The organism is Nocardia tengchongensis (genome assembly GCF_054781395.1).
Map to the genome: position 1 here is coordinate 353411 of NZ_BAAGUM010000017.1, position 11882 is coordinate 365292.

10 protein-coding genes and 2 riboswitches are annotated in these 11882 nt (G+C 68.8%); of the genes, 3 read left to right on the top strand and 7 right to left on the bottom strand.

Annotated features, from left to right (window positions below; translation table 11 throughout):
- Window positions 1–51: 51 nt before the first annotated feature.
- Complete coding sequence (locus ACYVKL_RS32645) at window positions 52–1014, top strand: alpha/beta hydrolase (protein ID WP_379167384.1); 963 nt, start codon at window positions 52–54, stop codon at window positions 1012–1014.
- 72 nt (window positions 1015–1086) lie between these two features.
- The gene (locus tag ACYVKL_RS32650; RefSeq protein ID WP_379167382.1) at window positions 1087–1803 is read left to right on the top strand and encodes an alpha/beta fold hydrolase; all 717 of its coding nucleotides are present in this window, start codon (window positions 1087–1089) and stop codon (window positions 1801–1803) included.
- Between the two features lie 101 nt (window positions 1804–1904).
- Here ACYVKL_RS32650 and ACYVKL_RS32655 read toward each other — a convergent pair whose 3' ends face one another.
- The 4 genes from ACYVKL_RS32655 to ACYVKL_RS32670 form a co-directional block, all read right to left on the bottom strand.
- Entirely contained in the window at window positions 1905–3395 is a 1491-nt protein-coding gene (locus tag ACYVKL_RS32655) for an amino acid permease (protein ID WP_379167937.1), read from the bottom strand.
- Between the two features lie 52 nt (window positions 3396–3447).
- Window positions 3448–4518: a Glu/Leu/Phe/Val dehydrogenase dimerization domain-containing protein gene (locus tag ACYVKL_RS32660; protein ID WP_379167935.1), complete on the bottom strand. Its 1071-nt coding sequence runs from the start codon at window positions 4516–4518 to the stop codon at window positions 3448–3450.
- A 192-nt stretch (window positions 4519–4710) separates the two neighbouring features.
- Window positions 4711–8205, bottom strand: coding sequence for an indolepyruvate ferredoxin oxidoreductase family protein (locus ACYVKL_RS32665; protein WP_379167379.1), 3495 nt, complete (start codon window positions 8203–8205; stop codon window positions 4711–4713).
- Window positions 8206–8375: 170 nt separating this feature from the next.
- Complete coding sequence (locus ACYVKL_RS32670) at window positions 8376–8861, bottom strand: Lrp/AsnC family transcriptional regulator (RefSeq protein WP_213557475.1); 486 nt, start codon at window positions 8859–8861, stop codon at window positions 8376–8378.
- 85 nt (window positions 8862–8946) lie between these two features.
- Between ACYVKL_RS32670 and ACYVKL_RS32675 the strand changes: the two genes are divergently transcribed.
- Window positions 8947–9567, top strand: coding sequence for an LppP/LprE family lipoprotein (locus tag ACYVKL_RS32675; RefSeq protein WP_379167377.1), 621 nt, complete (start codon window positions 8947–8949; stop codon window positions 9565–9567).
- A gap of 6 nt (window positions 9568–9573) precedes the next feature.
- Here the strand turns inward: ACYVKL_RS32675 and ACYVKL_RS32680 are convergent, their stop codons facing one another.
- From ACYVKL_RS32680 to ACYVKL_RS32690, 3 genes are read right to left on the bottom strand one after another with little or no spacing between them, the layout of a single operon-like run.
- Window positions 9574–10143: a histidine phosphatase family protein gene (locus tag ACYVKL_RS32680; RefSeq protein WP_379167375.1), complete on the bottom strand. Its 570-nt coding sequence runs from the start codon at window positions 10141–10143 to the stop codon at window positions 9574–9576.
- Window positions 10140–10982 (bottom strand): CbtA family protein, encoded by an 843-nt coding sequence (locus ACYVKL_RS32685; RefSeq protein WP_379167373.1) that lies wholly within the window; start codon window positions 10980–10982, stop codon window positions 10140–10142. Before ACYVKL_RS32685 ends, ACYVKL_RS32680 begins: the two co-directional genes overlap by 4 nt.
- Window positions 10983–11004: 22 nt before the next feature.
- Entirely contained in the window at window positions 11005–11220 is a 216-nt protein-coding gene (locus tag ACYVKL_RS32690) for a CbtB domain-containing protein (protein ID WP_213557471.1), read from the bottom strand.
- Window positions 11221–11260: 40 nt separating this feature from the next.
- A riboswitch (cobalamin riboswitch) is annotated at window positions 11261–11413 on the bottom strand.
- Window positions 11414–11558: 145 nt separating this feature from the next.
- Window positions 11559–11768: riboswitch (cobalamin riboswitch) on the top strand.
- Window positions 11769–11882: the final 114 nt, after the last annotated feature.

Below are 11882 nucleotides of genomic sequence, written 5' to 3' on the forward strand. Positions count from 1 at the left end.
GAGATTCCGGATAGAAATATCCCTTCCATCACCGTAGAGAGGGCTACAACTTTGTCTGGAAATCCGCACCGCATTTCGCTCGAACCGGCCGCGCAGGAGTTCGTCGACGCCACCTCGCAGCCGCCGTTCCTGTACCAGCTGCCGCCCGAGGAAGGCCGTAAAGCGGTTGACTCGGTGCAGGATTCGCCGATCTTCAAGCCGGAGATCGACGAGGAGTGGATCGCGGTCGAGGGTGGCCCGACCGGGTCGGTGCGGGCTCGCATCGTGAAGCCGCGGGGCGCGGCCGAGCCGCTGCCGGTCATCGTCTACACGCACGGCGCGGGCTGGGTGTTCGGCGACGCGCACACTCACGACCGGCTCGTTCGTGATCTCGCCGTCGGAGTGCGCGCAGCCGTCGTATTCCCGGAATACGATCGCTCGCCGGATGTTCGGTACCCCGTTGCCAATGAGCAGTCGTATCGAATCGCGCAGTGGGTCACCACCGATGGCGCGAGCAAGGGCCTGGATGCTTCCCGGATGGCGGTTGCCGGCGATTCGGTCGGTGGCAACATGGCGATCGCGCTGACGCTGATGGCCAAGGAGCGCGGCGATGTCTCCTTCGCCCAGCAGGTGTTGTTCTATCCGGTCACCGACGCCAACTTCGACACCGGATCCTACGAGCGATTCGCCGAGGGCTACTTCCTCACCCGTGAGGGCATGCGGTGGTTCTGGGACCAGTACACCACCAGCGCCGAAGACCGTGCGCGCATTACTGTTTCGCCGTTGCGCGCCACCACCGAGCAGCTGGCCGGACTGCCGCCGGCGCTGGTCATCACCGCCGAAGCCGATGTGCTGCGGGACGAGGGCGAGGCGTTCGCCGGGAAGCTGCGCGACGCGGGCGTGCCGGTCACCCAGGTGCGCTACGGCGGGATCATTCACGACTTCGTGATGGTGAACGCGCTGCACGACACGCATGCCGCGAAAGCCGCCGTGACGCAGGCGGTCGCGACACTGCGCGCGGCGCTGCATTCCTGACCGCACTGCCGGGCGAGCCGATCCGCGCCCGGCACAGCCGTCCTATTCGATCTCGATCCAGGAGTCATCCCCATGACCACCATCCCCACAGTCGTTCTGGTTCACGGCGCTTTCGCTGATTCCTCCAGCTGGAACGGTGTCATCGAAATCCTTGCCGCCGAGGGAGTTTCCGTGCTCGCGGCGGCCAACCCGCTGCGCGGTCTCACCTCCGACGCCGCCTATGTCGCCTCGGTCGTCGATAGCATCGACGGGCCGGTGGTGCTGGCCGGGCATTCCTACGGAGGCAGCGTCATCAGCGTGGCAGCGCAAGGAAAGTCCCAGGTCACCGCGCTCGTCTATCTGGCGGCGTTCATTCCGCAGGTCGGTGAGAGCGCGCTGGCGCTGACCGACAAGTTCCCGGGCTCGACCCTCGGCCCGACGACCCGCCCGGCGTCCTACCCGCTGGCCGATGGCGCCGACGGCACCGAGTTGTACATCCGGCAGGACGAATTCCCGCAGCAGTTCGCCGCCGACGTGCCCGCCGCCACCGCCGCGGCCATGGCGGTGACGCAACGGCCGGTCGCCCTGGCCGCGCTCCAGGAACCGGCCGCGGCGGCCGCGTGGACGAGCATTCCGGCATTCGCACTGCTCACTGCCGACGACAAGAATATTCCGTTGGAAGCCCAGCGGTTCATGGCCGAGCGCGCGCAGGCCGAATCGGTCGAGATCGCCGCCTCACACGCGGTCACCGTGTCCCAGCCCGGCGCGGTCGCCGAGCTGATTCTGCGTGCGGTGCGGCAGTCGAACTGATCGCTCGGGGCGATCCGATTCGAGGACGACCTGCTCCTGGACAGGGGCAGGTCGTCCTCGGGAGAGCCCAGTTCTGCACCGAACCGGGGGCAGGGGCGGGGTTACGGGACCGGATCCGGTTCGCGTGCCGGGATCGATTCCGCGGCGGGCGCTTTCCGCTTGCCGAGTACGGAATGGGAACGGCTGTAGGCGAAGTAGATGATGATGCCGATGGCCATCCAGATGACGAAGCGGATCCAGGTTTCGATGGACAGGTTCAGCATCAGCCACAGGCAGGCCAGGGCGGCCAGGATGGGGATGAGGGGGACCAGGGGGACTCGGAAGCCGCGTTTCAGGTCGGGGCGGGTGCGGCGGAGGATGGGGACGCCCAGGGAGACCAGGACGAAGGCGACCAGGGTGCCGATGTTGACCATTTCCTCGAGGGTGCCGAAGTCCACGAAGCCGGCGAGCAGGGCGCAGACGACGCCGACGATGACCGTCAGGCGGACCGGGGTGCCGTGTTTGCCGGTGTGGGCCAGGCCGCGGGGGAGCAGGCCGTCGCGGGCCATGGCGAACAGGACTCGGGTCTGACCCAGGAACATGACCATGACGACCGTGGACAGGCCCGCCAGGGCGCCGATGGAGATGATGTTCTTGACCCAGGTGGCGCCGTGGATGGCGAAAGCCGTTGCCAAGGTCGCATTTCCGCTCGCCAGCTCGGTGTAGGGGACCATGCCGGTCAGGATCAGCGAGACCGCTACGTACAGCACGGTCACGATGGCCAGGGAGGCGAAGATGCCGCGCGGGACGTCGCGCTGCGGGTTGCGGGTCTCCTCGGCGGTGGTGGCGACCACGTCGAAGCCGACGAAGGCGAAGAACACCAGCGAGGCCGCGGCCAGCAGGCCGTACCAGCCGAAACTCGTTCCGCCGGAACCGGTCAGGAAGGAGAACAGGGACTGGTGCACGCCGCCCGCCCGCTCCGACGGCTGCGCCGGGGGAATGTAGGGGCTGAGGTTGGACGCCTTGAAGTAGGTCGCGCCGACCACCAGCACCAGCGCGATCACGGCCAGCTTGATGGCCACCGCGACCGCCGAGACCCGGGAGGACAGCTTGGTGCCGGTGGCCAGCAGCAGCCCGACCACGGCGATGATCAGCACCGCGCCCCAATCGAACCTGACCGATCCGAGGTGCGCGACGGGGCTCACCACCCCGCCCAGCACCTCACCGAGATACTGCGACCACCCCTTGGCGACCACCGATACCGCGAGCGCGAACTCCAGGATCAGATCCCACCCGATGATCCAGGCGATGACCTCGCCGAAAGTGGCGTACGCGAACGTGTACGCGCTGCCCGCCACCGGCACGGTCGAGGCGAACTCGGCGTAGCACAACGCCGTCAGCCCGCACGCGACCGCCGCGAACACGAAGGCCAGCGAGACCGACGGCCCCGCCACCTGGCCCGCGGTCCGGGCGGTGAGCGTGAAGATGCCCGCCCCGATGACCACCGCGACACCGAAGATGGTCAGATCCCGCGCGGTCAGATCCTTGCGCAGCTTCGAATCCGGCTCATCGGTGTCCCGGATCGATTGCTCGACCGATTTGGTGCGGAACATTCCGCTCACGAACGCCACTTGTCGTCTCCCTTCCGAAAATTCGGTGCCGCGTTCAGCGAACTCGCGGGATGGCGTCGAGACGCCGCTCCGCGAACCTGTTCGCCGCCGCACCGGTGCCGATGCCCTCGGCCCTGGATTCCGCGATGATGTCGCGGCAACGGTCGAAGATGCCCCTCACTGCGTCTTCGACCTCGGCCGGCGCCGCGTGCCGCAGCTCTCCGGCCACCTGAACCAGCCCGCCGGCATTGGCCACGAAATCCGGGACCCAGGTGATGCCGCGCTCGTTCAGGGTGTATTCCACTGCGGGCGTGGCCAACTGGTTGTTGGCGGCGCCGCAGACGAGTTTCGCCTCCAGGGCCTCGGCGCTCGACACGGTGAGCGTGCCGCCGAGGGCGCAGGGGGCGTAGACGTCGACCGGAGCGGCGGAAACATTGCTCAACAGTCGAACCGACGGGTGATCCGCCGAAATACGTTCCAGCGCGGCCGTGTTCACGTCGGTCGCGCACACCTCCGCGCCGTCGGCCAGCAGCAGCCCGATGAGTTCGCGCCCGACCTTGCCGACGCCTTCGACGCCGACCGTGCGGCCCGCCAGGGTCGGTGCGCCCCACACGGATTCGGCGCCGGCGCGCATGGCGTTGAACACGCCCAGCGCGGTGAGCCCGGCGCTGTCGCCGGAGCCGCCCGCCGCGGTGCTGCGACCGGTCACGTGACTGGTGTAGCGGCCGATGGCATCCAGATCGTCGGTATTGGTCCCCACGTCACCGGCGGTGATGTAGCGCCCACCCAGGGATTCGACGAACCGCGCGTAGGCCGCGAACAGTTCCTCGCTCTTGTCCTTGGCCGGATCGCCGATGATGACGGCCTTGCCGCCGCCCAGATCCACCCCGGAGGCCGCGGCCTTGTAGGTCATTCCCCACGACAGGCGCAGCACGTCGTCCAGCGCGGCCGCCTCCGAGGCGTACGGGTACATGCGGGTGCCGCCGAGCGCGGGACCCAGCGTGGTCGAGTGGATCGCGATGATCGCCTTGAGTCCGCTCCGGTCGTCCTCGCAGAACACCACCTGCTCGTGTCGCCGGGCGCTCAGTTCGTGCGAGCGGCCGAAAACCCCTGCTTCGGTGTGCATTGCGGTCACAATCGATTCCTTTCGTGGGACGCCGCTCGTGGCGGCGGGGTGGTTGGCCGCGGGGTGGGCGGCCGGGGGCGTGCCCGCGCGCGGGCACGGGTCATCGCGGCACGGCGGCGTGACGCTGCTGCCGCCGTCCGGCGATTCGGTATGGATTGGATGAGGTGTGCGGGCCGAGGCCCGCAACCGGTGTCAGCCGTCGAGGCCGAGTTCGCGCAAACGGGCACGGTAGAGCTCGACATTGCCGAGCTTCACGTCCTCGTAGCCGCGGACCAGGTCGGGCAGACCCGCTGCCTCGGTGGCGGCGACGTAGGTGTCCGGGCTCAGGTTCGCCGCGAGCCGGGCGACCATCCCGGTGTAGTGGGACAGCAACTCCCGCTCCACCTTCCGGACGTGGGCGTAGCCGAAGGGGTCGAGCTTGGTGCCGCGCAGCGCCTTGCCTTTGGCGAGCAGCTTCAGCGCCACATGGGATTTCGGTGCGAGCCCGATCTTCTTCTTGCGGCCGAGGGCGCGCAGCACCGGCGGATGCAGCTTGTAGGTGAGGTTCTCGCCGCCGGGCACCTGCGCTTTGACCTCGTCGAGGAAACCGGGATCGACCAGCAGGCGGGCGACCTCGTACTCGTCCTTGTAGGCGGTGAACTTGAACAGCCCGCGCGCCACGGCCTCGGTGAACTCGGTGCGCTCGGTGACCGCGCGCTCGGCGGTCCAGGCGGCCTGGACGGTATCGATGTAGCGGCGGGCGACCTTGGCGTTCTGATAGTCGATCAGTTCCGCCGCGCGTAGCTCCACCAGCCGGCGGACCTCGCCGTCGAAACCGGTTCCGGCCAGCAGCTCGGCGGGCGCGACCCGCGGAGCCCGCTGTACCGCACCGGAATCGGTGGCCGCCGCGAACGCCGCCGGGTCGGCGATGGCCACCCGGCCCCAGCGGAAGGCCGCGATATTGGCCGACACCGCGACACCGTTGATGCCGATCGCCTCCTCGATCGCCGCGGCGGGCAGCCGCAGGCCGCCGGTCTGGAAGGCCGCGCCGACCATCAGGAAGTTGGCGGCGGCGGTGGTGCCGAACAGGTGCTGGGCGGCGGCCAGCGCATCGAAGGCGAACTGCGCGTCCGACACCGCCGCCAGCCGATCCAGCAGCGGCCCGGTCTCGGGGTAGGCGACCGACTTGTCGTAGACCATGTCGCCGGTCGGCGTCTTGCTGGTCGAGGCGACCACGATGGTCCCGTCCGGGTTGCCGTACTGGAGGTTCTTGGGGTCGGCCGCGGTCAGCAGGTCGATGGCCATGATGCAGTCCGCGCTGCCCGGGGTGAGCCGGTTCGACGGCTCCAATTCGCCGGTGGCGAAGCGCAAGTGGGACAGCACCGGCCCGGCCTTCTGACTCAGCCCGATCTGGTCGAGGCTCTCGACCGCGTACCCGGCCCGCAGCGCGGCCGTGGCCAGCACCTGGTTGACGGTCACGATGCCGGTGCCGCCGATGCCCGCGATGAGCACGTTCTGCGTGCCCAGCGGAGCACTCAGGCCCGGATCGGCCGCCATCGGCGGCTCGGCGGGCTTGCGGCGCATCCCGCGCACCCGCTTGGAACCCTTGCGCCCCTTGGCGTCCGGGCGTACTTCCACCGTGACGAACGACGGGCAGTCGCCGTCGAGGCAGCTGTAATCGGTGTTGCAGGAGGTCTGGTCGATGCGCGTCTTGCGTCCGAACTCGGTCTCCACCGGCTGTACCGACAGGCAGTTCGACTTGGTGCCGCAGTCGCCGCAGCCCTCGCACACCGCCTCGTTGATCACCACCCGGGTATTGCGCACCGGCAGCGTGCCGCGCTTGCGTTGCCGCCGCGCGTCGGCCGCGCAGTGCTGGTCGTAGATCAGCACCGTGACGCCCTTGACCTCACGCAGTGTCTTCTGCGCCTCGTCGAGCCGGTCCCGATGCCACAGCAGTGTGCCCTTGGCGAGGGCTTTCTTGTTGTGCCGCTGGGGATCGTCGGCGCAGATGATGATCCGCTCGACGCCCTCCATGGTCAGCTTGTGGGTCAGCTTCGCGACCGTCAGCCCGCCCTCGACGTCCTGTGCGCCGGTCATGGCGACGACCTCGTTGTAGAGCAGCTTGTAGGTGATGTTCACCCCCGCCGCCACGCACGCCTGCACGGCCAGCTGCCCGGAGTGGAAGAAGGTGCCGTCGCCGATGTTCTGGAACAGGTGCGGCACATCGGTGAACGGCGCCTGCCCGATCCACTGACTGCCCTCGCCGCCCATCTGGGTCAGGCCGGTGACCGCGCTGTCGCTGCGCCCGGACAGGGTGACCAGGGTGTGGCAGCCGATGCCGCCACCGCCGATGGAGCCCTCGGGGATGGCGGTGGACCGGTTGTGCGGGCAGCCGCTGCAGAAGTAGGGGGTGCGCTTGGCCGACAACACTTCCAGCGAAAGCGCCGGGGGCGGAGCCTTTTTCAGCTCGACGTGCGCGCGCAGCACCCGGCGCAGCGGGGCGAGCAGGCGGCCCGCCGTGAGCTCGCCGTCGAAGGGCATGAGCGGCAGTCCGTTTCCATCCAGCTTGCCGATGATGCGCGGGGCATCGGCGGCGCCGTAAAGGATTTCACGGATCTGGGTCTCGATGAACGCGGTCTTGTCCTCGACCACGATGATCTGCTCCAAGCCGCGCGCGAATTCCGTGACCCGCTGCGCGCCTACCGGATACGGCATGCCGATGCGCAGCAGGCGGATGCCCGCGCGCTGCAGCGCCGCCTCGTCGACGCCGAGGTCGTGCAGCGCCTGGCGGACCGCGTCGAAGGTGGTGCCGGTGGCCGCGATCCCGATCCGCGCGTGCGCCGGATCCACCTCGATGACGTCGAGGTCGTTCGCGGCCCCGAAGGCGCGCACCGTGGCCCAGCGCGGCCCGTACAGATCGGCCTCGGCGAGCACGCTGTCGGCCGGCGCCGCCATCGGCCGCTGCCGGTAGGCGAAAGTCTTACCGTCCCACTGCACTTCGGGCACCGCGATGGGCAGGTTCGCGACCGAGCCGTCCACCGTCCAGGCGCCGTCCGCGACATCGGCGACGATCTTCATGGCCACGATGCAGCCCGAGGCCCGCGACAGCGCCACCCCCTGCATGCCCATGGTGATGATCTCGCGGGCATTGCGCGGGAACAGCACCGGCACGCCCATGGCGGCCAGCGACCGCTCGCTCACCGCGGGCACCGTCGAGGACTTCGAGGCCGGGTCGTCACCAACCAGCAGCAGGACGCCGCCGCGCGGATTCACCCCGTACATGTTCGCGTGCCGGATGGCGTCGGTGGCGCGGTCCACGCCCGGCCCCTTGCCGTACCAGACGCCCACCACGCCGTCGTGGGTCGGCGTGCCCGCCGGGAGATCGGCTTGGCTGCCCCACACCGCGGTGGCGGCGAGCTCCTCGTTGAAGCCCGGCACGAAGGCGATGTCGTGTTCGGTCAGCACGGTCGGCATGCCCAGCAGCATCTTGTCGACCCCGCCCAGCGGGCTGCCCTGATACCCGGACACGAAGGTCGCGACCCGGTGGCCGGCGCGCATATCGCGCACATGCTGTTCCACCAGCAGCCGGGCGATGGCCTGTACGCCGGTGAGGAGGACCGGACCCGCACCCGACCGGTAACGGTCGGCGAGGTCGTAGGGCGTAGCCGGTTCGGCCTGTGGTGCAGGCGCGCAGGCAACGTCGGTCATGAACAGTCACCACACTCTCTACAGCCCAGATTGTGAGCTGCAACGAAGGGACCAAGCGATCGGTGCTGCGAAATCTGCCGTGATGTGTGATCTGTGTCAACAGTCGTGCGAAAAGTTGATCAGACTGCTCAAAAGTGATCTGGAGCACTCTGATGTGCGCAGCATTCTGGTCAGTCGGCGCCCGGATGGCTGGTCAGCTGTTCGACGAGCGGCAGCGACCGGTATTCGATCGGCGTCGCCAGGGCGAGCATGGTCTCGGTGTGCTTGACCCCCGCGATGGCGTGCACACGCTGGATGACGCCGAGCAGATCCGGCTGCGACCGCGCGGCCACCCGCACCAGCAGATCCCCGCGTCCGGTGGTGGCGTGTACCTCGAGCACGTTCGGGAACGCCCGCAACGCCTCGACGATGTCGTTCATCTTGTTCTGGTCCAGTTCGATGCCCAGGAAGGCGTGCACCGCGAACCCGATGACCTCGAGATCCACGTCCGGCGGATACCCGCGCACCACCCCGGCCGCCTCCAGCCGTTTCATCCGGGCTTGGACGGTGTTCCGGGCGATCCCCAGCCGCTGCGCCAATTCCAGAATCGGCACCCGCGGATCGGCCGCCAACTCCCTGAGCAGCGCGGAGTCGAGACCGTCGATCTTGATGCTCATGCCGCATTCTCGCACAGCGGTTCTCGATAACACCGCTGCTCACGTGCCCGATGATGAGGGCGTGACACGTGCGCGGGGAGACATCATGAAGACCAGGTCAGCGGCTCTGCTCGCGATGGCCGCCGCCGTCATGGCGGTGACCACCGGGTGCAATCCGGGGACATCGACGGGTCCGGCACCGACCACCGCGAGCCCGGTGGCGACCAGCGTGGGGAGCCCGGCCACGTCGAACGCCGGGAGTCCGGCGACGACGAGTCCCGGCGCCGCGCCGCAACAGCAGGGCGGCGCGCCCGCGGGGAGCGGACACGGGCTGTGCTTCGACATCAACTCCGAGCTGGCCCACGCCGCCATCGCCAAGCTGAACCCGCCGCCGGTGGGTGGGTGGCAGGCCGGTGAGGCCGGGGACGTGGCGCTCGCCTCGGGCTGCGACGGCGTGCTGTCGTGGATGACGGTGAACTCCAACACCAATCACCCGTACACGCACGTGCTGTTCTTCACCGGCGGCACCTACCTGGGTACGGCGACCGCCGACCCGTACATGTACACGCAGGTCACCGGCAAGACGCGGAACTCGCTGTCGCTGACCTACCGCTGGCTCAACGGAAGCGACCCGATGTGCTGCCCGCAGGGCGGTCCCAGCGTCGTCACCTTCACCCTCGATGGCACCAAGGTCACGGCGAACGGCCAGTTCCCGCCGCACGCCTGAGGCGGTTCAGGCCAGTTCGTGCGCGGTCGCGCGCAACGTCCACGCCGGGCCGCGGTGATGCAGGGTGGTGGCGCTCAGTGGCGGAATGTCGATGCGCCAGAACGACTCCGGGGGAGCGTTCAGGGTGCGCAGGACCGCGGCCCGCACGATCGCGGGATGCGTCACCGCCACGATCCGGTCGCCGCTGCCCGCCAGTGCGTGCAGCCAGTCGCCGACCCGGTCGAGTAGATCGGTGATCGATTCACCGCCGTGGTCGCGGTAGGCCGGGTCGGTGAGCCAGCCCATGAGCTGCTCGGGCGCGAGCTCGTCCATGGACTTCCCGGCCCAACCGCCGTGGTCCAGGTCGCGCAACGCCAATTCCGGCGCGCCGGTGAAACCCAGCGCGCGGCAGGTCTGTTCGGCCCGGACCTCCGGTGCGTGCAGCACCGTCTCGGGCGCGGGGCCGGGCAGGCCGCCCGCCTTCTCGACCGACCGCGACCCGAGCGGGTTCAGCGGTTCGTCGGCCGGAAAACGGGCGCCCTGCACGGCATCGGTGATCGCGTGCGTCACCAGGGTGAGGCGGGTGACCGCGCTCATGCCGCCTGCGCGGTCTCGGTCGCGCGGTCGCCGAGCAGGCGCGGCGCGAGCCAGGCGAAGCCGACACCGATGACCACCCACACGATGAGCTGGGCGGCGATCGAGTACAGCCGGAAGTAGTACAGGTCGTCGGCCGGGAACCCCGGGAAGACGATCGTGCCGGACGGATCCTTCAGCGGCTGCGGCGTTTCGGTGGCGAAGTCGCCGTATTCCTTGTTGGCCGAGAGCTGTCCGAGCGACGGCAGCACCGCCATCACGACACCCATCACCAGCACGAAGCCGGCCGAGGCCGCCACGCCGGCGGTCCAGACATCCAGGCGCGCCGTGAGTTTGCGGCCCAGCCAGATCGCGGCGCACAGCGCGACCACGCCGATCGCGATCATGCCCAGATACAGGGCGGTGCGGGGCCCGGTGGTCTCGTGGTGCCCGATCGACGGCGGATTGGCCGGATACTTCAGGAACGGGACCAGGTCCAGCACCAGGAACATGCCGCCCGACGCCAGCAGTGCCAGATTCCGCGGCGAGATCTTGCCCGCCCTGCGCAGCGCCAGGAAGTAGACCACCGCGAACAGCGCGCCCAGGGCGGCACCGAACACGATCATGCCGAAGCCGAAGCCCACGTTCTGCTGCTGCGCGCGGGTGAAGAGCTCGACCCCGTGGTCCATGTCCATCGGCTTGCCGGCGGCCTTGTCGAGCGCCATCTGCGCGTCGTCACGGCCCTCTTCGTAGGCGATGGCTCGATCGATGATCGGCTCGGACAGGATCCGGGCGAAGACGAACGCCAGCGATCCGCCGAGGGCGCCCAGCAGGACACCTCGGCCGATGATTCGCTTTTCCATTGTGGTTACTCGATTCCCGGTGCTAGTGGCAGGGGAAACCGAGGAAATGCCGGCCGTCGTGCACGAACTCGTGCACGTGCATGTCGCTGCCGAAGACCGACACCGCACCCTGATCGATGCCGATGAAGTACAGGGCCAGCAGCGCCAGCAGCGTGGTGCCGACCAGCCACAGGGCCGTGGTCGGGATCGCGAGCGCGCCGCTGCCGAGACCGGAGCGAGGAGCGAAAGAGGTAGCCACGAAGGACTCCTTTGAGTCTGGGGGATTTCGCGTCCCCGTTGCCGATCGAACCGACGATGTGAGGGTCTGACTCGCATCCTGTCTCTCACCGAGACCGGCTGCTCACAGTGGCGCGACCGTTCCGGCATTGCACCGGATTCCTCATGGCATCGTCGATCAACCATACGAAAGCGCATCGCCGCTGGTCAATCCGCATGCTCCGGGTCGCCCACCTGTTGGGACGACGGCGCGTGCGCCGTCAGCACGGTGTCATTGGGCTATATTCGCCAACGCAACTGGTTCGCCGGAGGTGGAGTCGAGGAGCCCCTGACCCATTCGACGGCGTCGAAGCCCGCCCCGCGTTCACGCGCCGGCCGGGTGAGAGGGAACCCGGTGAGAATCCGGGACTGTCCCGCAGCGGTGAATGGGAACGAACGCTGTCATCAGCACTGGGCGCAGGCCTGGGAAGCGACGGCCGGTAGGTCCGGCCTCGGTCACGTACCGGGGCCGACCCGAATTTCGGGTCGATGCCCATGAGTCCGAAGACCTGCCCGTCGTGCCGGATACGCCGTATCCGGCGGTCGTCGCCTCGTGGATTGGGCGCTACGCCGATCGGATCCGGGCACGGTAGCTGCCCCATGGGCTCCGTCAGCGTGCGCTCGTAATGGGCGGCGGTCATCGAC